At 76.1% G+C, this 24,140-nt stretch carries 23 protein-coding genes and 1 pseudogene; 12 read left to right on the top strand and 12 right to left on the bottom strand.

The features are described from left to right. Nucleotides 1-126: 126 nt before the first annotated feature. The 6 genes from panB to ACI79I_RS22205 all read right to left on the bottom strand — a co-directional run bounded on the left by panB (nucleotide 127) and on the right by ACI79I_RS22205 (nucleotide 5,198). Nucleotides 127-957 carry a 3-methyl-2-oxobutanoate hydroxymethyltransferase gene (panB, locus tag ACI79I_RS22230; RefSeq protein ID WP_456994497.1) on the bottom strand — a complete coding sequence of 277 codons (831 nt, stop codon included), beginning with the start codon at nucleotides 955-957 and terminating at the stop codon, nucleotides 127-129. Continuing rightward, nucleotides 954-2,792 (bottom strand): NAD+ synthase, encoded by a 1,839-nt coding sequence (locus ACI79I_RS22225; protein ID WP_456994496.1) that lies wholly within the window; start codon nucleotides 2,790-2,792, stop codon nucleotides 954-956. Before ACI79I_RS22225 ends, panB begins: the two co-directional genes overlap by 4 nt. A gap of 49 nt (nucleotides 2,793-2,841) precedes the next feature. After that, nucleotides 2,842-3,675: a slipin family protein gene (locus ACI79I_RS22220; RefSeq protein WP_456994495.1), complete on the bottom strand. Its 834-nt coding sequence runs from the start codon at nucleotides 3,673-3,675 to the stop codon at nucleotides 2,842-2,844. Nucleotides 3,676-3,794: 119 nt separating this feature from the next. Further along, nucleotides 3,795-4,232: a hypothetical protein gene (locus ACI79I_RS22215; protein WP_456994494.1), complete on the bottom strand. Its 438-nt coding sequence runs from the start codon at nucleotides 4,230-4,232 to the stop codon at nucleotides 3,795-3,797. 29 nt (nucleotides 4,233-4,261) lie between these two features. Further along, the gene (locus tag ACI79I_RS22210; RefSeq protein WP_456994493.1) at nucleotides 4,262-4,492 is read right to left on the bottom strand and encodes a heavy-metal-associated domain-containing protein; all 231 of its coding nucleotides are present in this window, start codon (nucleotides 4,490-4,492) and stop codon (nucleotides 4,262-4,264) included. Nucleotides 4,493-4,667: 175 nt separating this feature from the next. Continuing rightward, complete coding sequence (locus tag ACI79I_RS22205) at nucleotides 4,668-5,198, bottom strand: DinB family protein (protein ID WP_456994492.1); 531 nt, start codon at nucleotides 5,196-5,198, stop codon at nucleotides 4,668-4,670. Nucleotides 5,199-5,327: 129 nt separating this feature from the next. On the opposite strand from ACI79I_RS22205, the gene ACI79I_RS22200 reads away from it, so the two are divergent. Then, nucleotides 5,328-6,224, top strand: a complete 897-nt coding sequence (locus ACI79I_RS22200; RefSeq protein WP_456994491.1) for a polysaccharide deacetylase family protein — start codon at nucleotides 5,328-5,330, stop codon at nucleotides 6,222-6,224. A gap of 7 nt (nucleotides 6,225-6,231) precedes the next feature. Here the strand turns inward: ACI79I_RS22200 and ACI79I_RS22195 are convergent, their stop codons facing one another. Beyond that, nucleotides 6,232-7,281 carry a heparan-alpha-glucosaminide N-acetyltransferase domain-containing protein gene (locus ACI79I_RS22195; RefSeq protein WP_456994490.1) on the bottom strand — a complete coding sequence of 350 codons (1,050 nt, stop codon included), beginning with the start codon at nucleotides 7,279-7,281 and terminating at the stop codon, nucleotides 6,232-6,234. 106 nt (nucleotides 7,282-7,387) lie between these two features. Here ACI79I_RS22195 and ACI79I_RS22190 point away from each other — a divergent pair. From ACI79I_RS22190 to ACI79I_RS22150, 9 genes and pseudogenes are all read left to right on the top strand, one after another. After that, nucleotides 7,388-7,606: pseudogene (locus ACI79I_RS22190) on the top strand (cation transporter); the annotation flags it as partial. A 91-nt stretch (nucleotides 7,607-7,697) separates the two neighbouring features. Beyond that, nucleotides 7,698-10,427, top strand: coding sequence for an ATP-binding protein (locus ACI79I_RS22185; RefSeq protein WP_456994489.1), 2,730 nt, complete (start codon nucleotides 7,698-7,700; stop codon nucleotides 10,425-10,427). A 17-nt stretch (nucleotides 10,428-10,444) separates the two neighbouring features. After that, on the top strand, nucleotides 10,445-10,837 hold the full coding sequence (locus tag ACI79I_RS22180) for a DUF488 domain-containing protein (protein WP_456994488.1): 393 nt from the start codon (nucleotides 10,445-10,447) through the stop codon (nucleotides 10,835-10,837). Between the two features lie 9 nt (nucleotides 10,838-10,846). Further along, nucleotides 10,847-11,536: a helix-turn-helix transcriptional regulator gene (locus ACI79I_RS22175; protein ID WP_456994487.1), complete on the top strand. Its 690-nt coding sequence runs from the start codon at nucleotides 10,847-10,849 to the stop codon at nucleotides 11,534-11,536. 112 nt (nucleotides 11,537-11,648) lie between these two features. Further along, entirely contained in the window at nucleotides 11,649-12,272 is a 624-nt protein-coding gene (folE, locus tag ACI79I_RS22170; RefSeq protein WP_456994486.1) for a GTP cyclohydrolase I FolE, read from the top strand. Between the two features lie 21 nt (nucleotides 12,273-12,293). After that, nucleotides 12,294-13,523 (top strand): NAD(P)/FAD-dependent oxidoreductase, encoded by a 1,230-nt coding sequence (locus tag ACI79I_RS22165; protein ID WP_456994485.1) that lies wholly within the window; start codon nucleotides 12,294-12,296, stop codon nucleotides 13,521-13,523. A gap of 127 nt (nucleotides 13,524-13,650) precedes the next feature. Beyond that, nucleotides 13,651-14,991, top strand: a complete 1,341-nt coding sequence (gene glnA, locus ACI79I_RS22160; RefSeq protein WP_456944978.1) for a type I glutamate--ammonia ligase — start codon at nucleotides 13,651-13,653, stop codon at nucleotides 14,989-14,991. Between the two features lie 99 nt (nucleotides 14,992-15,090). Continuing rightward, nucleotides 15,091-15,822 carry a type 1 glutamine amidotransferase gene (locus ACI79I_RS22155; protein WP_456994484.1) on the top strand — a complete coding sequence of 244 codons (732 nt, stop codon included), beginning with the start codon at nucleotides 15,091-15,093 and terminating at the stop codon, nucleotides 15,820-15,822. Between the two features lie 4 nt (nucleotides 15,823-15,826). Continuing rightward, nucleotides 15,827-18,928 carry a bifunctional [glutamine synthetase] adenylyltransferase/[glutamine synthetase]-adenylyl-L-tyrosine phosphorylase gene (locus tag ACI79I_RS22150; RefSeq protein WP_456994483.1) on the top strand — a complete coding sequence of 1,034 codons (3,102 nt, stop codon included), beginning with the start codon at nucleotides 15,827-15,829 and terminating at the stop codon, nucleotides 18,926-18,928. Here the strand turns inward: ACI79I_RS22150 and ACI79I_RS22145 are convergent. Then, nucleotides 18,910-19,674, bottom strand: a complete 765-nt coding sequence (locus ACI79I_RS22145) for a Crp/Fnr family transcriptional regulator (RefSeq protein ID WP_456994482.1) — start codon at nucleotides 19,672-19,674, stop codon at nucleotides 18,910-18,912. The two genes, ACI79I_RS22150 and ACI79I_RS22145, sit on opposite strands and share 19 nt — an antisense overlap. A 74-nt stretch (nucleotides 19,675-19,748) precedes the next feature. Continuing rightward, nucleotides 19,749-20,396: a chemotaxis protein CheB gene (locus tag ACI79I_RS22140; RefSeq protein WP_456994481.1), complete on the bottom strand. Its 648-nt coding sequence runs from the start codon at nucleotides 20,394-20,396 to the stop codon at nucleotides 19,749-19,751. 256 nt (nucleotides 20,397-20,652) lie between these two features. Between ACI79I_RS22140 and ACI79I_RS22135 the strand changes: the two genes are divergently transcribed. Further along, on the top strand, nucleotides 20,653-20,955 hold the full coding sequence (locus ACI79I_RS22135; protein ID WP_456994480.1) for a hypothetical protein: 303 nt from the start codon (nucleotides 20,653-20,655) through the stop codon (nucleotides 20,953-20,955). Nucleotides 20,956-21,019: 64 nt separating this feature from the next. Then, a complete protein-coding gene (locus tag ACI79I_RS22130) occupies nucleotides 21,020-21,352 on the top strand; it encodes a CDGSH iron-sulfur domain-containing protein (RefSeq protein ID WP_456994479.1) in 333 nt (110 codons plus the stop codon). Between the two features lie 29 nt (nucleotides 21,353-21,381). Here the strand turns inward: ACI79I_RS22130 and ACI79I_RS22125 are convergent, their stop codons facing one another. The 3 genes from ACI79I_RS22125 to ACI79I_RS22115 all read right to left on the bottom strand — a co-directional run bounded on the left by ACI79I_RS22125 (nucleotide 21,382) and on the right by ACI79I_RS22115 (nucleotide 24,102). Beyond that, a complete protein-coding gene (locus ACI79I_RS22125) occupies nucleotides 21,382-21,807 on the bottom strand; it encodes a methyl-accepting chemotaxis protein (protein WP_456994478.1) in 426 nt (141 codons plus the stop codon). A gap of 6 nt (nucleotides 21,808-21,813) precedes the next feature. After that, nucleotides 21,814-22,884 carry a GAF domain-containing protein gene (locus tag ACI79I_RS22120; RefSeq protein WP_456994477.1) on the bottom strand — a complete coding sequence of 357 codons (1,071 nt, stop codon included), beginning with the start codon at nucleotides 22,882-22,884 and terminating at the stop codon, nucleotides 21,814-21,816. Nucleotides 22,885-23,079: 195 nt separating this feature from the next. Further along, nucleotides 23,080-24,102: an iron-containing redox enzyme family protein gene (locus ACI79I_RS22115; RefSeq protein WP_456994476.1), complete on the bottom strand. Its 1,023-nt coding sequence runs from the start codon at nucleotides 24,100-24,102 to the stop codon at nucleotides 23,080-23,082. Nucleotides 24,103-24,140: the final 38 nt, after the last annotated feature.

The raw sequence follows: 24,140 nt of genomic DNA, 5'->3' as shown, positions 1-24,140 counted from the left end.
GGGGGGCGGGCGGGGGGGGGCCGGGGGGGGGGGGGGGGGGGGGGGGGGGGGGGGGGGCGGGGGGGGCGCCCGGGCCCCCCCCCCCCCCCCCCCCCCCCCCCCCCCCCCCCCCCCCCCCGGCGGCGATCAGTCGAAGGAGTGCTCCGGGCCGGGGAAGGTGCCGGCGCGGACGTCGTCGGCGTACTCGCGCGCGGCGCGCAGGAGCTCGGCCCGCAGGTCGGCGTACTTCTTGACGAACCGCGGCACCCGCCCGCCGGTCATCCCCGCCATGTCCGGCCAGACCAGCACCTGGGCGTCGCAGTCGACGCCGGCCCCGATGCCGATCGTCGGGATCACCAGCTCCTTGGTCACCTGCGCGGCCAGGGCCGCCGGGACCATCTCCATGACGACGGCGAAGGCGCCGGCCTCCTGGACGGCGTGCGCGTCGGCCAGCAGCTGCTCGGCGCCCGCGCCACGGCCCTGCACCCGGAAACCGCCGAGGGTGTGCTCGCTCTGCGGGGTGAAGCCGATGTGCGCCATCACCGGGATGCCCGACTCGGTCAGCGTCCGGATCTGCGGCGCCACCCGCGCCCCGCCCTCGAGCTTGACCGCCTGCGCGCCGCCCTCCTTCATCAGCCGGACGGCGGTGGCCAGCGCCTGCTGCGGGCCGGCCTCGTAGCTGCCGAAGGGCAGGTCCGCGACGACCAGCGCCCGCCTGGTCGACCGGGTGACCGCCCGCGTCATCAGCAGGATGTCCTCGACCGTCACCGGCACCGTGCTGTCCAGGCCCAGGACGACGTTGCCGCCGGAGTCGCCCACCAGGAGCACCGGGATGCCGGCCTCCTCGAACACCGACGCACTGGTCGTGTCGTAGGCGGTGAGCATCGCCCACTTCTCGCCCCGCTCCTTGGCCTGCTGCAGGTGGTGCACGCGCACCCGGGCGGTCGAGGTCCCGCCGTAGAGCACCGATTCGGTCATGAGTGTGATGCCGCTCCCTCGCGGACGCTGGGCAGGCTCTCCCGCCAGCGGTTGGTGATCGGCAGACGCCGATCCCGGCCGAACGCCTTCAGGCTGATCTTCGTTCCCGGTGCCGACTGCCGGCGCTTGAACTCGGCGGCGTCCACCAGCCGCAGCACCCGCGCCACCACCTCCGGGTCGTGGCCGCGCTCGAGCAGCTGGGCCATCCCGAGGTCGCGGTCGACGTAGTCGGCGACGACCGCGTCGAGCTCCTCGTAGGAGGGCAGCGAGTCGGTGTCGACCTGCCCGGGTGCGAGCTCGGCCGACGGCGGTTTGTCGATCGAGTTCTGCGGGATCGGCTCGGTCTCCCCCCGGTCGCGGGCGGACGCGTTGCGCCAGCGCGCCAGCTCCCACACGAGGGTCTTGGGCACGTCCTTGATCGGGGCGAAGCCGCCGGCCGAGTCCCCGTAGAGGGTGGAGTAGCCGACCGCGATCTCGCTCTTGTTGCCGGTGGTGAGCAGCAGGTGGCCGTGCTGGTTGGACAGCCCCATGAGCAGGGTGCCGCGCACCCGCGCCTGCAGGTTCTCCGCCGCGACGCCGGAGAGCTCCACCTGCGAGTGGTAGGCGTCGACCATCGGCGCGATCGGGACGACGGTGTAGTGCAGCCCGGTCCGCTTGGCGAGGTCCTCGGCGTCGGCCAGCGAGTGCTCGCTGGAGTACTTCGAGGGCAGGCCCACCCCGTACACGCGGTCGGGGCCGAGGGCGTCGACGGCCAGCGCGGCGCACACGGCCGAGTCGATGCCACCGGAGAGGCCGAGCACGACCGAGGGCATGCCGTTCTTGTCGATGAAGTCCCGCAGGCCCAGCACCAGCGCCCGCCAGACCTCCTCGCAGTCCTCCAGGGGGGCCGCGATCGAGGCGGTGCGCGCCTCGAACGCCGGCACCGGCTCCTCGGAGAGCACGTGCCGGGTGACGGTCATCGGCCCGATCCGGCCCTCCCGCCGCTCGGGGACCGACGACGGGTCGATCGACAGGTCCGCGGTCAGCAGGTGCTCGACGAACTGCGGTGCCCGGCCCAGCAGCTCGCCGTCCGGCGCGACGGCCATCGAGTCGCCGTCGAACACCAGCTCGTCCTGCCCGCCCACCTGGTTGCAGTACACGATCGTGGCCCGGGCCTCGGCGGCGCGCCGGCGGACCAGCGGCAGCCGCAGGTCGTCCTTGGCCCGCTCGTAGGGGGAGGCGTTGGGGGAGACGACCAGGTCGACGCCGGCCTGGCCCGCGACGCCGCACGGTCCGCCCTCCACCCACAGGTCCTCGCAGACGGTGAGCGCCACGTCGATCCCGTGCAGGCGGACGACGGGCAGCTCGGTGCCCGGCACGAAGTAGCGCGCCTCGTCGAAGACGCCGTAGTTGGGCAGGTGCCGCTTGTAGTAGCGGACGACGACCTCGCCGCCGTACAGCAGCGCGGCGGCGTTGCGCGGCGCGCCCCGGCGCGGGTTCGCGTCGGCCGGGCGGTCGTCGTCGGTCGGCGGCTCGTCGACCGGCGCCGGGCCGCTGCCCTCGGTGTGCGCGAGGTAGCCGACGACGACCGCGGTCCCGCCCAGGCCCTGGTCGGCCAGGGACGCGGCGAGGTCGACGAGGGCGTGCTCGCTGGCCGTCGCGAAGGACTCCCGCAGCACCAGGTCCTCGGGCGGGTACCCGGTGAGGGTCATCTCGGGGAAGACGACGAGGTGCGCGCCGGCCGCGGCCGCCTGCGCCGTCCACCGGGTCACCAGGTCGGCGTTGCCGTCGAGGTCCCCGACGCGGGTGTCGACCTGGGCCAGGCCCACCCGCAGCTGTACCTGCTGTCCAGTCACCCGGTCAGTCTCGTGCCCGACCCCGGTGCCCGGCCACGCGGGGGAGGGGTCAGCCCGGGTCGGGTCCGACCGGGGCCGGGGTCCGCGGGGCGGGCACGCCGTTGACCGCCCCGGGTGCGGGGACCTCCGGGGTGGCCCGCTCGAGGAAGCGGAGCAGCTCCACCGGGAACGGCAGCACGACGGTGGAGTTCTTCTCCGCCGCGACCTCGACCATCGTCTGCAGCAGCCGCAGCTGGAGGGCGGCCGGCTGGGTGCTCATCACCGAGGCTGCCTGGGCCAGCTTCTGCGAGGCCTGCAGCTCACCCTCGGCGGTGATCACGCGGGACCGGCGCTCGCGCTCGGCCTCCGCCTGCCGGGCGATGGACCGCTTCATCGACTCGGGCAGCGCGACGTCCTTGATGTCGACGCGGTCGATGTGGATGCCCCAGTCGACGGCGGGGCTGTCCATCATCAGCTCCAGGCCCTGGTTGAGCCGCTCGCGGTTGGACAGCAGGTCGTCCAGGTCGCTCTTGCCGATGATCGAGCGCAGCGACGCCTGGGCGACCTGGCCGATCGCCGCCTGGTAGTTCTGCACGTCGACCACCACGCGGGCCGGGTCGAAGACCCGCCAGTAGACGACGGCGTCGACCTTGACCGTCACGTTGTCGCGTGTGATGCCCTCCTGCGCGGGCACCGGCATGGTGACGATCTGCATGTTGACCTTGTGCATGCGGTCGATGCCGGGCCGGATGAAGGTCAGGCCCGGCGGCCGCGGGTCCCCCTGCAGCCGGCCGAACCTCAGGACCACCCCGCGCTCGTACTGGGTGACCACGCGGACGCTGGCACCCAGCAGCACGACCAGCCCGACGACGATGATGGCCAGGAGCCCCAGCACGGCGTCCATCTCGCCCTCCGCCGGCGGCGCCGCGGCCGGACGCGCGGGTCGCGCCCGTGGCCGCGGCGCCCTCGTGACGGCGCTCCCATGCTAGTTCCGAGCCGGGCGCCGGTGGGCCTCCTGCGCGCTCAGCAGTGGGCGTACTCGGAGGGGCGCAGCGCCATCGCGCCGGCCATGGCGAACAGCATCAGGACGTGCCCCCACAGGAGCATGCCGCCGGGGGACAGCACGCCGGCCCACATCGGGCCGAAGAGGAGGACGAACGGCAGGTACATGGCCGCGCCCATCTCGGCGCAGGCCCGCCAGCCGTGCCGGCGCCACCGCATGACCAGGGTCATCCCGATGGTCATGTTGGTCGCCATGACCAGGGCCATCGGCTCGGGGCGGTCGAGGACGGCGCCGGCGCCGAACGCGCCCAGGACGAGCTCCCACACGGGGTGCAGGGCGACCATGCCGACGACCATCGCGACGAGCATCTCGAGGTAGTGCCGGACCAGCGTGCGGGTGCGCCGCCGGGGGTCGTGCGGTGCCGGTGAGGAGGAGGGGGACTGCTGTGTGGCGGTCACGGGGGACTCCAGGGGAGGGAGGAGGGAGGTCAGGGGACGAGGGCGTAGCCGGCCTCGCCGACGGCGGCGGCGATGTCCGCGCGGTCGACCGCGGCGTCGACCCGGACGGTGACGGTCCCGGTCGACAGGTCCACCTCGACGCCGCGGACGCCGGCGACCCGGCCGATCTCCTCGCTGATCGCGCGCTCGCAGTGGGCGCAGGTCATCCCGGCGACGCGGAAGGTGGTGGCGCCGACGAACGTGCGCGGCGTGCTGGTCATCACGGCGGTGCTCCCTGGGGGTCGTGGATCGGACGACCCGAGCCTCCGGTCGCGGCACCGGCGTTCGCGCCGGGAGGATCGCCGGGTTGCTCACCAGGTGTGCCGGTCGTGGATCCCCCGTGCGGACCGCGGCCGGCGCTCCCTCACCGGGGATGGCGGGGCAGCGGCGGGCGGGTCACCGGCCCAGCAGAGCCGCCAGCTGGTCGGCGTGGTCGCGCTGGTGACCGGGGAGGAACGCCACGACGTCGCCGAGGGTCACCGGGCCGTCCACCGCGTGCAGCCCGCCGCGGTCGAGGTCGGCCGGGGTGAGGCCGGCGACGCTGTCGAAGAGCGCGGCCTGTGCCCTCCGCAGCTGCTCCAGCAGCTGCACCGGGGGCACGTCGCGGTAGCCGGCCACCCGCTCCGGCTCGTCGGGCACGAAGTCGGCCAGCACCGGCCGCGACTGCGTGCGCAGCCGGTAGATCCGCTCGGTGAACACCAGGGCGCTGTCGCGCAGGTGGCCGGCCACCTCCCGCGGCGTCCACTCCAGCTCCGCCGCGTGTGCCGGGAAGTGCCCCCGGCGAACCAGTCGCGCGCGGTCCCCGGCGGACAGCCGTGCCTGCCACCGGCCTCCGCTGACCGCGCGGGCCAGCAGGAGGTCGACGCGTGCCTGCTGGCGCGCGAGGGAGTCGGCGGCGGCTGCCCGGCTGGGTACGAGGGTGGTCATGCCGCCGCACCCTGTCCGACCGCCGGAGCGCCCACCAGGGACCTCCTCCCCGGTCGCGGTGTGGTCCCGGTCACCCTCCGCCGGTCCGACGGCTTCCCAGACCCCCGGCGCCGGGTCTAGGACCTGTCCATGACCACGAGACGACGGTTCCTGCTGGGCGCCGGAGCGGGTGCGGCCGGGCTGGCGGTGGGCGCCGCCGGAGGCGCGCTCGTCGCGACCGCGGACGACGACGTGCGGCGCCGGGCGACCGCGCGGGCCGAGCAGCGCTTCCTCGAGGCCGGCGGCGCGGCGGACGAGGGGGAGGGGGTGGCCCGGCTCGGCACCCGCCGGGTGGTCTGGAACACCACGGTCACCGAGCCGGTCGCGGCGATCACCTTCGACGACGGGCCGACGCCGGAGTACACCCCGCGCATCCTCGACGCGCTGGCCTCAGCGGGGGTCACGGCGACGTTCAACGTCATGGGCTGGAACGGCGTCCACCACCCCGACGTGCTGCGCGACGTGGTGGCCGCCGGCCACGAGATCGGCAACCACACCTGGACCCACCGGGACCTCACGACGCTCACCCAGCGCGAGACCCGGGACGAGCTGGTGCGCTGCAAGGACGAGGTCGAGGCCCTCCTCGGGCAGCCCTTCACCAGCTTCCGGCCACCCCGCGGGGAGCTCACCGGCTTCGCGCTGCGCATCGCCGCCGAGCTCGGCTACGACACCTTCATCTGGTCGGTCACCCGCGGCCCGGGGGACAAGAAGGAGGTGACCGAGATCGGCGACTACATGGGGCAGACGGTCTCGGCCGGGGACGTCCTGGGCCTGCACGACGGCATCGGCCGGGGGACGTTCGACCCGCAGGCGGCCTTCGCGGTGGCGCTGGCCGACCGGCGGGAGCTGGAGGTGCGGGCACTGCCGGCCGCGCTGCAGCAGATCGCCGACCGCGGGATCACGCTGGTCAGTGCCAACCGGCTGCTCGAGCGCAGCGTGCCCGAGCCGATCGGGGGCAGCGCCCCACCGGCGCAGGACGGGGACTGAGCGGGCGTCAGAGCCGCACGACCACCCCGCGGCGCAGCAGCGCGGCGCAGACCGCCCAGACCACCGCGACCGACAGCGCCGCGTAGAGCCAGGCTGCGGCGACCGGTCCGGCGACCGAGCTCACCCCGGCGTCGACCGCCGGCTGGACCCCGTGCGACAGGACGGCGCGGAACACGACCTCGGAGGACACGAACGCGACGATGGCGTTGAGCCCCAGCACCTCGAACGGCCGGAACGGGCGCACCAGGCCGCGCTCGTCGACCAGCCAGTGCAGCAGGGCCAGCGCCAACAGCGCGATGCCGCCGGTGACCAGCACGAACGACGGTGACCACAGCCGCTTGTTCACCGGCGCCAGGGGGGCGAGCGCCGACCCGGCGGCCAGCAGCGCGGCACCGCCCGCCACCAGCCGGGGGAGCGCGGCCCGGCCGGCGCCCGACCGCAGCGCCCGCCCGGCGAGCACGCCGAGGAACACGGTGACCGCGCTGCCCAGGTAGCCGTGCGGCGCCTCGGCCGAGAAGGGCAGGCCGAGCGCGGCGTCGACGGTGTGCCCCCACGAGCGGTCCGGTCCGGCCCCCAGGGCGACGGTGAGGACGCTCAGCCCGGCCAGCACCCCCGCGGCGGTGACGACCTGTGCCGGGCGGGGCAGCCGGAGCAGCAGCCAGCACAGCAGGTAGGCGCCGGCGATGTGGCCGAGCACACCCACCCCGGCGGTGGCCGACCCGTACTTGACCGTGACCACCAGCCAGCCCAGGACGGCCAGCTTCGCGACCCGGGCCAGCGCGGCGCGCGGCCGGTCGGCCCGCCGGGAGAACGGCACCGACACGCCCACGACCAGCAGGAAGACCGGGAAGACGACGTCGGCGACGCGCAGCCCGTCCCACGCCACGTGCTCCAGCTGGTCGGGGATCGCACCGTTGCCGCGGTTGTCGACGACCAGCATCCCGACGACGGCGAGGCCACGCAGCACGTCGACGCCGCGCAGCCGCGCCCGCTCCGGCGCCGGCCGCACGGGCGGCGGGGCGACCTCCCGGCGGGGTGCCGCCGGCTCGGTCGACATGCACCCACGGTAGGACCGTCCCGGCGTGGGGAGCCGGCCGCCGGCGCTCCCCGGACCCGGTGGTTCCCCCGGCGCGAGCACCGGTGCCTGCCCGCGAGCCTCACGCATGACGACCACCCTGCCGACCGCGACCCCGGTGGGCTCGGAGACCTGCGCGCTCGACATCGCCGGCATGACGTGCGCCTCGTGCGTCGGCCGCGTCGAGAGGGCGCTGCGCCGCGTCGACGGCGTCCTCGACGCCCGTGTCAACCTGGCCACCGAGACCGCGAGCGTCGACCACGACCCCGCGCGGGTCACCCCCGCCCAGCTGGCCGAGGCCGTCACCGCGGCCGGCTACGCCGCGACCCCCCGCGGAGCGCGGTGCTCTCCGGGATCGGGGTCCGTGGTCCCCGCGGGCCCGCAACTAGGCTCGACGGGTGCTGCAGGGGAGGGAGCGCGAACGGGCCGCGGTGGCCGCGCTGCTCGCCGAGGCAGCCGAGGGGCGCGGGGGCGCCCTGGTCGTCCGCGGCCAGCCCGGCGTCGGCAAGTCGGCGCTGCTGGCCGACGCGGTGGCTCCCGCGACGACGGCGACGGTGCTGCGGACCCAGGGCATCGAGTCGGAGTCCCCGCTGGCCTTCGCCGCGCTGCAGCGGCTGCTGCGGCCGGTGGCGGGGTGCGCCGACCGGCTGCCCGGCCCTCAGGCCCAGGCCCTGCGGGCCGCCTTCGGCGAGGTCACCGGCGTCGAGGCCGACCGGTTCCTGGTCTTCCTCGCCGTGCTGGGCGTGCTCGCCGAGGCCGCCGAGCGGGCCCCCGTGGTGGCCGTGGTCGACGACGCGCACTGGCTGGACGACGCGTCGGCGGCGGCGCTGCTGTTCGTGGCCCGGCGGCTGCAGAACGAGCGGGTGGCGCTGCTGTTCGCCGCCCGCACCGGCGACGTCCGGACCTTCGACAGCGGCGACCTCCCGACCGTCGAGCTCGGCGGCATCGACCCCGAGGCCGCGGGGGCGCTGCTCAGCGCGCAGGCCGGGGCCCCCGTGCCGCCCGAGGTCCGCGATGCCCTGCTCGCCGGCACCGGGGCCAACCCGCTGGCGCTGGTGGAGCTGGCCGGGGCGCTGACCGCCGACCAGCTCTCCGGGGCTGCGCCGCTGCCCGAGCGGCTGCCCCTCACCGAGGGCGTGGAGCGGGCCTTCCTCGACCGCTGCCGGCGGCTGCCCGACGACGCGCAGGCGGTGCTCCTGGTCGCCGCGGCCGACGACTCCGGTCGCGCCGCGGTGGTCCGGCAGGCGGTCGCCGCGCTCGGCGCCGGTGACGACGGGCTGGAGGCCGCCGAACGGTCGGGGCTGGTGCGGATCCGGGACGGCGGGGTCGAGCTGCGCCACCCGCTGGTGCGCTCCGCGGTCTACGGCGCGGCCACCAGTTCGGCGCGCCGCCGCGTGCACCGGGCCCTCGCCGCGGCGCTGACCCGTCCGGAGGACGCCGACCGCCGCGCCTGGCACCTGGCCGCCTCCGTGGACGAGCCCGACGAGGACGTCGTCGCCGCGCTGGTGGCCGCCGCCGAGCGCTCCCTGGCGCGGGGCGGGCACGAGGCCGCGTCGGCGGCGTGGGAGCGCGCGGCCGAGCTGTCGCCGCCGGGGGAGGACCGGGCCCTGCGGCTGTGCCGGGCGGCGACGTCGGCCTACCTGGCCGCCCAGTCGGCCCGGGCCCGGGCACTGGCCGACGCCGGTCTCGCGCTCACCGCCGAGCCGGCGCTGCGGGCCGAACTGAGCCGGCTGCGGGCCCACCTGGAGTTCCACGACGCGTCCCACGACACCGCGCACCGCATGGTGCTGGAGGCGGCCGCCGAGGTGGCCCGGTACGACCGGCGGCAGGCCGGGGACCTCGCCATGATCGGCGCGGCGCTGGCGGCGTCCGGAGCCCGCTCGGGCACGCCCCTGGACCCCACCGACATGCTGCCCCCGGCCGGACCCGACGCGCCCGTCCGGGACCGTTGCCTGGTCGCCCTCGTCCGCGGCCTCGACGCCGTGCCGCGGCGGGACTGGGCGCGGTCCACCCCGTTCCTGCGCGCCGCGGCGGACCTGGCCGACGAGCTCGACGTCGTCGCCGACGAGGACGTGCTGCTCAACCTCGGCGTCGCGGCCTGGACGCTCGGGGACGACGAGGCCGCGCTGCGGCTGCAGGACCGGTTGCTGCGCTCTGCCCGGGACACCGGCGCCCTGGTCATGGTGGTGCACGCGCTGACCCGCCGGAACGTCCCGGAGCTCGCGACCGGCCGCTGGGCCGCGACCGCCGCCAACGCCGGGGAGGCGCTCACCCTCGCGGAGAACTCCGGGCAGCCGGTGCTCGCCGCCTGGCCCACCGCCGCGCTCGGCGTCCTGGCGGCGCTGCGCGGGGAGTCCGACCGGGCCGCCCGGTACCTGGCCGCGGCCGAGGCCATCGCCGCGGAGCACCCGCTGGGCATCGTCAGCGACTTCGTCACCGACATGACCCGCTGGACCCGCGGTCTGCTCGCCGCCGCCGACCCCGCGGCCGCGCTGCTGGCACTGGAGCAGCTGCGGTCGGTCCCGGTCCAGCACCTGGCCGCGCTCGACCGGATCGAGGCGGCCGTGCGCGCCGAGCGTCCGGACGCCGCGCGGCAGTGGGTCGAGGAACTGGCGTCCTTCGCCGAGGGCACGGGCGCGGCCTGGGCGGCCGGCCTCGCCGCGCACGGCCGGGCCGTCCTCGCCGAGGGCCAGGAGGCCGACGCGCACTTCCGCACCGCCCTGGCCGCGGCCGAGCGCTCCCTGCGCGTCCCGGCCCGCGCCCGCACGCAGCTGGCGTACGGCCGTTTCCTGCGCCGCAGCCGACGGCGGGTGGACGCCCGGCCGCACCTGCGGGCGGCGCTCGCGACGTTCGAGGACCTCCGGGCGGCCCCGTGGGCCGAGCAGGCCCGGCAGGAGCTGCGCGCGTCGGGCGAGTCGGCCCGCCGGCGGGACGGCGACGTCGCGGCGACCGAGCTCACCGCGCAGGAGCTGCAGGTGACCCGCCTGGTGCGGCAGGGCTCCTCCAACCGGGACGTCGCCGCCCAGCTGTTCCTCAGCCCGCGCACCGTCGACTTCCACCTCCGCAACGTCTTCGCCAAGCTGGGGGTGACCAGCCGGACGGAGCTGGCGGCGCTGCCGCTGGAGTGAGCTGCCCCGGGGGTGAGATGGCCCGCGGAGACCGGATCCGGCTCGCCCGGGTCCACGACCGGGACGTCCCGGCGCCCGGGCGCCGCTTCCTCGTCGAGCGGCTGTGGCCGCGCGGCGTCCGTCGCGCGGACCTCCCGCTGGACGGCTGGCTGCGGGACGTGGCCCCCAGCACGGAGCTGCGCCGCTGGTTCGGGCACGACCCGGCACGCTGGGCGGGGTTCCGCCGCCGCTACCTCGCCGAGCTCGAGGCATCGCCGGAGGCGTGCCGGCCGCTGCTCGACGCCGCGCGGTCCGGGGAGGTCACCCTGCTGTACAGCGCCCGGGACCGCGAGCACAACAGCGCCGTGGTGCTGCGGGACCACCTGCTCGCGCGCCTGGAGCGTTCTTCCGCCAACGTCGGTCAGTCCTAGAATCCGCTCATGGACGACTCCGTCGCCGCGGTGGCCGCGCTGGCCGAGCCCACCCGCCGCCGGCTCTACGACCACGTCGTCCGGCAGCCGGCCCCGGTGAGCCGGGACGAGGCCGCGGCGGCGCTGGGGGTGCCGCGCGGCACCACGGCGTTCCACCTCGACCGGCTGGTGGCCGACGGGCTGCTCGACGTCTCCTTCGAGCGGCGCACCGGCCGCACCGGGCCGGGCGCGGGGCGGCCGGCCAAGCTCTACCGGCGCGCGGACTGCTCGGTGGAGGTCTCGCTGCCCGGGCGCCGCTACGACCTCGCCGGTGCACTCCTCGCCGAGGCGCTCGAGGAGGCCGACGACTCGGGCGAGGCGGCCCGTGAGGTGCTCGGCCGGCGGGCCCGGCTGCGGGGACGGGAGCTGGGCGCGCAGGCCGCGGCGGGGAGGGGGCGCGCGGCGGTCGTGCGGGTCCTCGAGGGGCACGGCTTCGAGCCGCGGGTCGAGGACGGCGGCGCGGTGACGCTGGCCAACTGCCCGTTCCACGCCCTGGCGGCCGCGCACACCGCGCTGGTCTGCGGGATGAACCTCCACCTGCTGGCGGGACTCCTCGACGCCGTCCCGGACGCCGGCCTGACCGCCTCGCTCGCACCGGCGCCCGGCCGCTGCTGCGTGCGCCTCGAGCCGGCGGAGCCGGACCCGTTGACAGGAGGGTGACCCGGGTCTGTACTGCTAACGACTGTCGGTCTTAGAAGGGACCGGTCATGACGATGCACCGCACCCGGCCGGCGACCCGCCGGCCCCCCGCTCGGCGGACGGGGCCGGACACGTGACCGCGACCGACGCCGTCGGCACGTCGCCGCAGCGGGACACCCCGCTCCGGGTCGTCCACCCGCGGGGGCCGGTCGACCTCCCGGCCGCGCGGGACGCCGTCGCCGCCCTCCTGCGGGCGCTGGGCCGGGACCCCGCCTCCCCGCACCTCGTGGACACCCCGCGGCGGGTGGCGGAGTCCTTCGCCGAGCTGCTCACCGGGCGGCCCTTCGAGCTCACCAGCTTCCCCAACGACGAGGGCTACGACGAGCTGGTCATCGCCCGGGACATCCCGCTGCAGTCGCTGTGCGAGCACCACCTGCTGCCGTTCTCCGGGGTCGCGCACGTCGGCTACCTGCCGGGCGAGCGGATCCTCGGGCTGTCCAAGCTCGCCCGCGTGCTGGAGCTGTTCGCCCGCGACCTGCAGGTCCAGGAGCGGCTGACCCAGCAGGTGGCCGACTGGCTGCAGGAACACCTCGCCCCGCGCGGGGTCGGGGTGGTCATCGAGGCCGAGCACCTGTGCATGTCCCTGCGCGGGGTCCGCGCGCCCGGCACCCGCACCGTGACCTCCGCCCTGCACGGCCTGCTGCGCTCCGACGCCCGCTCCCGCGCCGAGTTCTTCGCGCTCACCGGAACCACCTGACCCACGCCGGAGGAGGACACCGTGCCCGTCCAGGACCCGTTCGTGATCGTCGGTGCCGGGCTGGCCGGCGCCAAGGCCGCCCAGGCGCTGCGGGAGGAGGGCCTCGACGGGCCGGTCGTGCTCGTCGGAGCCGAGCCGGAGCGCCCCTACGAGCGCCCGCCCCTGTCCAAGGGGTACCTGCTCGGCAGCGCCGAGCGCGGGCAGGCCTTCGTCCACGACGAGGGCTGGTACGCCGACCACGACGTCGAGCTGCGCACCGGGGTGCGGGTCACCCGGCTGGACCCCGCCGTGCACCGGCTGGCGCTGGACACCGGCGAGGAGCTGCCCTACGCCCGGCTGCTGCTGGCCACCGGGGCCTCGCCCCGGCGGCTGCGGGTGCCCGGCGCCGACCTCGACGGGGTGCGGTACCTGCGCACCCTCGCCGATGCCGACCGGCTGCGCGCCGACCTGGTCCCGGGCGGACGGCGGGTCGTGGTCGTCGGGGCGGGCTGGATCGGCATGGAGGTGGCCGCCGCGGCACGGACGCACGGCAACGACGTGATCGTCGTCGAGCCCCAGCCGACCCCGCTGTTCGGCGTCCTCGGCCGCGAGCTCGGCGGCGTGTTCGCCCGGCTGCACCGCGACCACGGCGTCGACCTGTTCACCGAGGAGTCCGTGCGCGAGCTGCGGGGGGACGGGGGGCGGGTGACCTCGGTGGTGACCGACCGGCACGCCGGGCTGCCCGCCGACCTGGTCGTGGTGGGCATCGGCGTCGTGCCGGAGACCGGGCTCGCCGCCGCGGCCGGCCTCGAGGTGGACGACGGTGTGGTCACCGACGAGGGGCTGCGGACCTCGGCGCCGGACGTGTTCGCCGCCGGCGACGTGGCGCGGTCGTTCGCGCCGCTCTACGGCCGGCACCTGCGGGTCGAGCACTGGGCGAACGCGCTGAACGGCGGGCCGGCCGCGGCGCGGTCCATGCTCGGCCGGGAGGCCGTCCACGACCGGGTGCCCTACTTCTTCACCGACCAGTACGACCTCGGGATGGAGTACTCCGGCCTGGCCTCGCCCGAGGACTCCGTCGTGTGCCGCGGCGACCCCGAGGGCGGCGCCTTCACGGCCTTCTGGACCGCCGACGGCCGGGTCACCGCGGCGATGACCGTCAACGTCTGGGAGCTCACCGACGACGTGCAGGCGCTCATCCGCAGTGGCCGCGCGGTCGACCCGGCCCGGCTGGCCGACCCCGACGTCCCGCTGGGCGAGGTGGTGGGCTGACCCCGGGCCCGGCCGGCCCGCGACACGCGGCGACGGCGGGAGGGGCCCCCGTGTGTCCGCCGTCCCGACCGGGCAGGCTGGGGAGGACGTCACACCCCGGAAACGACTGGACGCGATCATGGCGAGCATGGACCGACAGCAGGAGTTCGTCCTGCGCACCCTCGAGGAACGCGACATCCGCTTCGTGCGGCTGTGGTTCACCGACGTCTCCGGCTACCTCAAGGCGGTCGCCGTCGCCCCGGCCGAGATCGAGGCGGCCTTCGCCGAGGGCATCGGCTTCGACGGCTCGGCGATCGAGGGCTTCGCGCGCGTCTACGAGTCCGACATGCTGCTCAAGCCCGACCCCGGCACCTTCCAGGTGATGCCCGCGGCCAAGGGCCAGCCCAGTGACACGGCGCGGATGTTCTGCGACATCACCCTGCCCGACGGCTCGCCGTCCTGGGCCGACCCCCGGCACGTGCTGCGGCGGGCGCTGTCCAAGGCCGCCGACATGGGGTTCACCTTCTACACCCACCCCGAGGTCGAGTTCTTCCTGCTCAAGGACCAGCCGACCGACGGCCGCCCCCCGGAGCCGGCCGACAACGGCGGGTACTTCGACCTGTCGACGCACAACGTCGCCCACGACTTCCGCCGGGAGGCGGTCTTCGCGCTCGAGGCCATGGGCATCTCCGTGGAGTTCAGCCACCACGAGGTCGCGCCCGGTCAGCAGGAGATCGACCTCCGCTACGCCGACGGGCTGTCCATGGCCGACAACATCATGACGCTGCGGCACGTCGTCCGTGAGGTGGCGCTGGCCCAGGGCGTGCACGCCACCTTCATGCCCAAGCCGTTCACCGAGCTCGCCGGCTCGGCCATGCACACCCACCTGTCGCTGTTCGAGGGCGACCGCAACGCCTTCCACGACCCGGCCGCCCCGATGAAGCTGTCGACCACCGGCAAGCAGTTCATCGCCGGCCTGCTCACCCACGCGAAGGAGTACACCGCCGTCACCAACCAGACGGTGAACTCCTACCGGCGGCTGCTGGCCGGCACCGAGGCCCCGACGGCGGCGACCTGGGGCCGGGCCAACCGCTCCGCGCTGGTGCGGCTGCCCTCCTACAAGCCGAGCAAGGCACAGTCGGCCCGGGTGGAGGTCCGCTCACCGGACTCCGCCTGCAACCCGTACCTGACCTTCGCCGTCCTGCTGGCCGCCGGGCTGCGCGGCATCGAGAAGGGCTACGACCTGCCGCCGGAGGCCGAGGACGACGTCTGGTCGCTCACCGACACCGAGCGCCGCGCAGCCGGCTACGAGGACCTCCCGGTGTCCCTCGGCGAGGCGCTGACCGCCATGCAGGGCAGCGAGCTGGTCGCCGAGACCCTCGGCGAGCACGTCTTCGAGTTCTTCCTGCGCAACAAGTGGGAGGAGTTCAACGCCTACCGGCGCAACGTGACGCCCTGGGAGCTCACGACGTACCTGCCCGGCCTGTAGGAGGACCTCCGTCGACCCCCACCACGCGCCGGCTCACGGCAGGACCCTGCAGGCGGGCCGTTCCCGTCCCTCACTCGGGCCGCGAACTAGGCTCGACGCGTGGCCCGCCTGCTCGTCGTCCTCCCCAGCCCGACCGACCCGCTGGACCGGCTCGAGGGGTGGCTGCGCGGGGCAGGGGTCGAGCTCGACGTCCGGTCGGTGCTCGAGGGCGACGCGCTGCCGGCCGACCTCGGCGGCCACGACGGTCTGGTGGTCCTCGGCGGCCCGCAGTCCTCGCTGGACAGCGCGGAGGACAGCCCCGAGCTCACCGGCATCCGGGAGCTGCTCGGCCAGGCCCTCGCCGGGGACGTCCCGACGCTGGCCGTCTGCCTGGGCGCGCAGCTGATGGCGCAGGCCGGTGGCGGGCGGACCCGCGTCGGGCCGGAGGGGCCGGAGGTCGGCGCCGCCCTGGTGGCCAAGCGGGACGTCGCGGACTCCGACCCGCTGTTCGGGCCGCTGCCCCTGTCCCCGGACGTCGTCCAGTGGCACCACGACGAGGTCGCCGAGCTGCCACCGCGGGCGGTCCTGCTGGCCAGCAGCCCGCTCTACCCGCACCAGGCGTTCCGGGTCGGCCGGCACTGCTACGCGCTGCAGTTCCACGTCGAGCCGACTGCCGACCGCGTGCGCCAGTGGGCCCGCAGCGACGCGGTGGGTGTGGCCGCGACCCCCTTCGACGCCGACACCCACGGGGACCGGGTGGCGGCGGTCGCCGACCAGATGGCCCTGGTGTGGCAGCCCTTCGCCGCCCGCTTCGCCGACCTGGTGCGCGACCGCGCCCGCGCGGCGGCCTGAGCCCGTGACGACCAGCGGGCAGCGGGAGATCCCGCGCCGGGCGGTGGTCCGGCTGGTGCGGTTCGGCTTCCTCGACGGGGAGCGGGCCGGCCGGATCCTGTCCGAGCCCGAGATCGGGCTGTGGGACCTCGAGCGCAACGAGCCGGCCGACCCCGAGGCCGGGCCCGTGGTCTCGGCGCTGGCCCGCTCCGGCGACCCCGACCTGGCGGTGCTCTCGCTGCACCGGTTGGTCGAGGCCCTCGACCGCGCCGACCCCACCGGCGCCTCGGCGGCCACGCTGCTGGCCCGGCTGCGCGGCTCGGCGCCGCTGCGCGCCCGGCTGCTGGCCGTGCTCGGCGCCAGCTCCGGCCTCGCCGACCACCTCGCCGCCCAGCCCGGCGACTGGACGGTCCTCGACGGCGACGGGCGAGGACCGGTGCGCCCGACCCCGCAGGCGCTGGAGCGGCAGATGCTCATCGCCGTCGGCGCCGACCCCGACGACCCGCCGTGGGGCGTGCGGCTGGGCAAGGGTGCCCCGGACGCCGAGCCGAGGCGGGTCGCGGCGCTGCGGCTGGCCTACCGGCGGGCGGTCCTCTCCCTGGCCGGCCGCGACCTCGGTGACAGCCTGGCCGCCGAGGACGTCGCCGCGGAGCTGGCCGACATCGCCGCGGCGGTCATCACCGCGGCGATGGCCGTCGCGGTCGCCGAGCAGCCGGCCGACGCCGCGGCCTGTCGGCTGGCGGTCATCGGGCTGGGCAAGTGCGGTGGCCGCGAGCTCAACTACGTCAGCGACGTCGACGTCGTCTTCGTCGCCGAGCCGGTCGACCCCGCCGAGGAGGAGGCGCCGGCGATCCGCAGCGCCACCCGGGTGGCCGCGGCGCTCATGCGCATCTGCCACGAGGCCGCCTGGGAGGTCGACGCCGCCCTGCGCCCCGAGGGCAAGGCCGGGCCGCTGGTGCGCACCCTCGCCGGGCACGCCGCCTACTACCGGCAGTGGGCCAGCACCTGGGAGTTCCAGGCGCTGCTCAAGATGCGCCCGGTCGCCGGTGACCCCGACCTCGGCCGCGGCTACGTCGAGGAGCTGTGGCCGCTGGTCTGGCAGGCCGGCGAACGCCCCGGCTTCGTCGCCGAGGTCCAGGCCATGCGCCGCCGCGTGCTGGAGAACATCCCCCCGGCGCAGGCCGAGCGGGAGCTCAAGCTCGGCCGCGGCGGGCTGCGCGACGTCGAGTTCGCCGTGCAGCTGCTGCAGCTGGTGCACGGGCGGGTCGACGTCCGGCTGCGGGTCGGCGGCACCATGCCGGCGCTGATGGCCCTCTCCGCCGGCGGCTACGTCGGCCGGGACGACGCCGCGACCCTGATCGCCTCCTACCGCTTCCTGCGCACCGTCGAGCACCGGCTGCAGCTGTTCCGGCTGCGCCGCACCCACCTGTTGCCCACCGACGACCAGCAGCGGCGCTGGCTGGCCCGCTCGCTGGGCTACAAGCCCGACACCCGTGGGGACGCCGTCGCCGTCCTCGACGCCGAGCTGGCGCTGCACACCCGCGAGGTGCGCCGGCTGCACGAGAAGCTCTTCTACCGGCCGCTGCTGTCGGCGGTGGCGAAGGTGCCGGCCGAGGCGGCGCAGCTGGGCTCCTCGGCGGCGGCCGACTGGCTGCGGGCCCTGGGCTTCGCCGACCCCGACGGCGCGCTGCGGCACATGGCGGCGCTCACCGGTGGGGTGTCCCGGTCGGCGTCGATGCAGAAGTACCTGCTGCCGGTCGTGCTGCAGACCCTCGCCGACTGCCCCGACCCCGACGCGGGCCTGCTCGCCTACCGCAAGGTCAGCGAGGCCCTCGGCGGCAACCAGTGGTACCTGCGGCTGCTGCGCGACGAGGGGCAGGTCGCCGAGCGGCTGGCCCAGCTGCTGGGCTCGAGCCAGTACGTCGCCGCGCTGCTCACGCGCACGCCCGAGGCGCTGCGGATCCTCGCCGCCGACGACGAGCTGCGGCCCCGCGACGCGGGAGCGCTGGCGGGCGCGTGGCGGCAGGCGGCCGCGCGCGCGGCCGACCCGCAGGACGGCGTCCGGGTGCTGCGCGGGCTGCGCCGCTCCGAGCTGCTCCGGGTCGCCTGCGCCGACCTGCTGGGGCTGCTCGACGTCGAGGCAGTGGGCCGGGCACTCACCGACATCGCCGTGGCCACCCTCCGGGTCGGGCTGGACGCCTCGATCCGCGCGTACGCCGCCGAGGCCGGGATCGGGCCGGGCGAGGTCCCGACCGACGTCGCGGTGATCGGCATGGGCCGGCTCGGCGGGGGTGAGATGGGCTACGGCTCCGACGCCGACGTCCTGTTCGTCCACCGGCCGCGCGGTGGGAGCGACGAGGCCGGGGCGACCGCCGCCGCCAACGCCATCGCGCACACGCTGCGCCGCCTGCTCGGCGAGCCGGCGCCCGACCCGGCCTTCGAGGTCGACGCCGACCTGCGCCCCGAGGGCCGCCAGGGGGCGCTGGTGCGCAGCCTGGCCTCCTACCGCGAGTACTACGAGCGCTGGATGTCGGTGTGGGAGGTGCAGGCCCTGCTGCGCGCCGTCCCGGTCGCCGGGGACGAGGCCCTCGGGGCGGCGTTCGTCGAGCTCGTCGACCCCATCCGGTACCCGGCCGGGGGGCTCGACGACGGGCAGGTCGCCGAGATCCGGCGGATCAAGGCCCGGGTGGAGCGGGAGCGGCTGCCGCGCGGCGCCGACCCGAGGACGCACACCAAGCTCGGCCGCGGCGGGCTCGCCGACGTCGAGTGGACCGTGCAGCTGCTGCAGCTGCAGCACGCCGCCGAGGTGCCGGCCCTGCGGGTCCCCTCGACCACGGGTGCGCTCGAGGCACTGCGGGGAGCCGGCCTGCTCGTCGCCGACCAGGCCGATGCGCTGCGCACGGCGTGGGAGCTGGCCACCCGCGCCCGCAACGCCGTCTTCCTCGTCCGCGGCCGGCCCAGCGACCAGCTGCCGCGGCCGGGGACGGAGCTGGCCGGGGTCGCCCGTGCCAGCGGCTGCGGTCCGGACGCCGACCCGGGGCAGTTCCTCGACGAGTACGGCCGGGCCACCCGGCACGCGCGCAGCGTCGTCGAGCAGGTCTTCTACGGTCAGCCCCCGTCGGCCTGACCGGAGTCGTCCTCCGGTGGCCCGGGGGCGAGCCCGAGGCGCCGGTGCTCCTCCTGGATCAGGTCGTAGCACTCGCAGGCCACCTCGTGCAGGCCCGCGGGGTCGACGACGGTCATCCGCCCGCGGCTGTACCGGATCAGGCCGGCCTGCTGCAGCACCCCCGCGGTCAGCGACACGGTGCCGCGGCGCACGCCCAGCATCTGGGCGAGGAACTCCTGGGTGAGGGTGAACTCGTCGCCACCGACCCGGTCGCGGGTCTGCAGCAGCCAGCGGGCGCACCGTTCCTCGGTGGTGTGCAGCCGGTTGCAGGCGACGTTCTGCGACAACTGGACCACGGTCGCCTGGGTGTACCGGTGCAGCAGGCTGTGGAGTGATCCGTCGGTGGTGAGGAAGTGGCGCAGCCGGTCGGTGCGCAGGCACATCGCCCATCCCTCGACCTGGCAGAAGCTGTCGTGCGGGCTGGTCGCCGTCCCGAGGAAGGCAGGGAGGCCGGACATCCCCTCGTAACCGATGGTCGCCACCTCGACCCCGGGCTCACCCTCCACCGTGGCGATCAGGGAGAGAACGCCGTCCACGGGGAAGTAGACGGCCGCGATGTCCCCGTTGCGCCGGTAGACCTGGTCCCGGACCTGGAGCGAGACGGGTTCCAGCAGGGGACGCAGGCGCTCGTACTCGTCGTCCGGCAGGGCACGCAGGATCAGGTTGCGGCGTGGGTCCAGGGCGGTGGTCGGCTGCGGTGGCTGCACGGGACGGCTCCGGGGTGCGGTTCGGCTGCCCCTGGGCTCGGGGTCGTGCCGGGGGACGGTACGGGCCCGCGCGATCAGGCCGGGACGGCGGTCCCGCCCAGCCGGGCCCAGGGAGCCACCGGCACCGCCAGCAGGTCGGCCGCACCCGGCGCCATGACGAAGGCCACGAGCGCCGGGGCCACCATCCACAGCGGCAGGACGTGCTCGACGCAGCCGGTGGCCAGGGCGGCGCTGGGCATGCCGGGGGCCTCGGCCTCGGCGGGGTCCTGGACCAGGACCCGCCCACCGGCCCGCCGCACCTCGCGGACCCCGGCGGCCCCGTCGGAGAGCCGCCCGGTCAGGACCACGGCCAGCACGCGGCGGCCGAAGGCGCGGGCGGCGCCGGCGAACAGCCGGTCGGCCTGCTCGGTCGTGGCCGAGGGACGCACGCTCAGGGAGCCGTCGCCGGCCAGGTCGGCCGTGCAGCCCGGGGGCAGGACCGTGATCCCCGGTTGCACCGGACCGGTCCCCGCGGTGTGCACGGGCAGCGGTGTGCTCGCGCGCAGCAGGTCCGTGAGCAGGTCCCGGGGGCCGGGGGCCCGGTGCTGGACGACGAACAGCGGGACGGGGAACGTCGGGGGCAGCCCCGCGACGACCGTGCGCAGTGCCCGGACACCGCCGGTGGAGGCCGCGAGGACGACGACGTCGACCGGGGGTCGGATCCCACCAGCCGGCGCCGTCACGCCGGAGAGGCTACTCCTGTGTCAGGTACCTGACACATCTGCGCGGCGCCCGCAGGGCGTGGACCGAGGTCCCTGGCGGGTCGCGGTCGGGTCCGGCCAGCCTGGGACCGGCCCGCATCGTGGCCGCTCCGGGAGCGGCGCGGGGGAGCGGATGCGGTCGTCCCGGTCATCGGTCCTCGCCGCCGCCGGTCCTTGCCGCCGACCGACGGTGGGGCGGACCATGGGAACAGGTCTGAGTGACCGGGAGGAGCGCGGCATGTCCGAACCCGTCCACCGTTCGCCGGAGCACCCGACGCACGCGGATTTCATGTCGCCGGGGGAGAAGCTGATCGCCGAGTGGGAGGCCCGCCACGACGTCGCCGCCCGCGGCCGGCGGGTCGACCCCGCGGCGGCGCTCCAGCACTACCTCAGCCACACGCGCTGCGAGGAGGGGCTGCACCACCACGAGCGGCCGGAGCACCCCTCTCGGGCGGCCGGGCGGCACCGGCGCACCGACCCGTTCGCCACGGAGCACCCGTTCACCGCCTCCTGGGTGCGGTGGGGCGAGGACCCGCGCTGACCGGCTGACCGCCCGCACGGGGGACGGGCGTGTGCGGCCGGGCCGGTCGGGGCAGGGGAGGACCGTGCCCGCGATCCGCTCGGTCCCGCCCGACCCGCCGCCCTCCGACGTGCCCGCGGACGACGCGCCGCGCGCCGGGGCGGGCGCGACGATCACGCCCTACCGGGACGGCCCGCTGATCGTGCGCGGCGACTTCCGGCTGGTCGACCAGGACGGCACCGAGATCGACCCCGGCCGGGAGACCGTCGCGCTGTGCCGGTGCGGGAAGTCGGGCATCAAGCCCTTCTGCGACGGCACCCACAAGCGGGCCGGGTTCTCCGCGCCCAGTGCCCCGAGCCGTCCCCGGCCGGCCGCCCGCATCGTGCGGGACGGCCGACCCACGTCCACCGCCGGCTGAGCCGGGGCCGCCCCGCCCCGGGTCCTCGCTCAGCCGCGGCCCTCGAACGCCTTGGCCATGCGCTCCTGCTCCTCGATGACCTCGCCGATCCGGGCCTGGACGGCGTCGAGCTGACCGATCGCCTCGCTGGTGGCGTGGATGCCCGCCGACACCGAGCCGGTGCTGGTCTGGATGCCGGTGATCTGGGTGGAGACCCGCTGGGTGGCGGCCGCCGTCTCGCGGGCCAGGTCCTTGACCTCCCCGGCGACGACGGCGAACCCGCGGCCGAGCTCGCCGGCCCGGGCGGCCTCGATCGTCGCGTTGAGGGCCAGCAGGTTCGTCTGGTCGGCGATCGAGGAGATGATCCGGATGACGTCGCTGACCGACGCCGACGCCCGGCCCAGCGCCTCCACCTCCTCGGTCATCGACGAGGCCTTGCCGACGGCGCCCTCCGCGACCCGCCCGGCGTCGGCCACGGCGTCTCACAGCCGGGCCACGGTCTCCAGCAGCGCGCGGGAGTTGGCGGCGTCGGCCTCGGCGCGGCGCAGGATGTCCAGCCGCTGGGAGACCAGCTGCTGGACGTTGCGCAGCGCAGAGGCCCGCGACTCCGACAGGTCGATGGTCTCGGTGACGAAGAAGTCCATCGTCCCGACGACCTGCCCGTCAGCCATGACCGGGAAGCAGACGCCCGAGCGGACACCGGCTCGCTGGGCGGCGGGGGCGCGCACGCAGTCGGTGACCTCCGCCAGGTCGCGGACGAAGACCAGGTCGCGCGAGCGCCAGGCCCGCCCGGAGAGCCCGACGCCCTCGGCGAAGCTGGCCGCGAGCGTGACCTGGCGGAACTCGTCGCCGGCCGACCCGGACTCGACGCTGAACCGCAGCACGTTCTCGGCCCGGTCCAGCGCCCAGTACGAGCCGTAGGCCCACCCGAAGGCGGTGCGCACCGTCTCCAGGGCGGTGCGGAGGGCGGAGGCCTCGTCGCGGGCCTCGCCGACCTTGCTGACGACGGTGGTGACCGCCTCGCGGTCGTCGAGGGTCTCCTTGAGCTGCGCGGCGGCGAGCGCCTGCCGCCGGGCGTGGGCGGCCACGCGGGAGATCGCCCGCCACTTCTCCGCCCGGCCGCCGAAGAACGGCAGGTCACCGCGCGTGTGGTACTCCTGGACGGCGACCACCCGGCCGTCCTCCAGCACCGGCAGGAAGCAGCCGCGCCGGGCCCCGGCCGCGGCGGCGGTGGCCCAGCGGCCGCAGGCGCTGGTGGCGCTGGTGTCGTCGCAGAGCACCTCGCGCTGTTCCCGCACGGCCTGGCCGCCGAAGCCGTCCCGGCTGGTCATCACGGTGTCGGCCGGCCAGCGGGCGGACATGGCGCGGCTGAGGTCACCGATCTCCGCCGCGAGCCGGAAGCCGCCGGAGGTGGGCAGCCACACCGCGCCGTAGGCCATGCCCAGGGCGTCCACCAGCGCGGTGAGGACCTTGACGTGCGCGTCCCGCTCGCTGGTCACGCCCTGGTCGAGGACGGCGAGGACCTGCTCGAGCGCCTCCACGTCGCGGGGCATCGCGGTCGTCGACTGCGCGGCGGTCGGAGTCGGGGTGTCGGTACGCCGCCACATGGGAGGGCCTCCGTCGGTCCGGTGGGCGGGGTGCGCGGCGCCCGCGACCGCCGGCTCCGCCGGCGCCCACCGCTGACACCCCGTGTCGTCGCGGAGAACATCGGCAGCGCACAACCGGAGTGCAGCCGGAACCGGGGTGGGTCAGGCGGCGAGCCGCCGCTGTCCGCGCAGTCCGGAGCGGCCCGCCTCCCAGGCGCCCAGCAGGTGCCGGGCGGCCAGCCCGTCGGCGGCGAGGGCACAGGCGGCGCCGAAGAGGACGTCGCGGGCCAGTGCCGGCTCCTCGGCCACCAGGGAGCCGCACATGTCCACCGAGGCGATCTGCTCGTGGACGGCGTCGGCCTCCACGTGCTCGTCGTAGAAGACGGTGGTGTGCTCGTCGAAGCCCAGCCGGCGCAGGCCGGCGGAGTACCGGCGGGAGGGCTCGGAGGAGGTCATCTCCACCGCGGTGAGGTGGCCGAGCGCGGCGGCCCGCCAGCGCCGGTGCAGGCCGAACAGCGACATGGTGTTGACCGACGCGAACGCCGGCGCCGGGGCGGCGTCCCACAGCGCGCCGTAGGCGGGGTCGAGCCCGAGGTCGCGCATGAGGCCGGCGAACAGCTCGCTGTGCATCCGCGCCGGCGCGCCGCCGCCGTACTCGTCGGCCTGGATCTCGACCATGGCCGCCTTGGCCCGGCCGGCCAGCCGCGGGACGGCGAAGGTGTGCGGGTCGCCCTCCTTGAGGTGGTACACCGAGCGCAGCGTCAGGTACTCCCGCCACTGCTCGAGGGTGCCGGTGCGGGCCATGTACGACGACAGCGACGGCGAGTCGTCGGCGGCGATCAGCGCGGTGAGCTGCCGGTCGATCGGCTCGTCGGAGACGGCGGGCTCCCCGACCAGCCCGGTCAGGGCCTCGGTGTGCCGCCGTTCCAGGTGCGCCCGCAGGCCGATGAGGCCCGGGTCCCACTCCCACGCGTCGTCGACCCCGTCGAAGCCGCGGTAGTGCAGCTCGTAGCAGACCGCGAGGGCCAGCTGGAGGTCCTCGTCGGCCAGCGGGTCGGTGGAGTCCGCCGCCGTCCGCCGCGCCTGGTCGACGGTGGCGGGGGAGAGCGTGTCCCGCGTGAGGTCGGCACACAGCGCGGAGGTGAGCGGGCCCCTGGGCTCGGGCAACTGCATGGACGGCGACATGCCCACGACCCGGCTGTTCGATGCGCGGCGGGCGTGTG

Source organism: Geodermatophilus sp. SYSU D01105 (assembly GCF_054050095.1).
Note: the sequence above shows the minus strand (reverse complement) of the source record. Positions and strands in the feature narration are given on the sequence as shown.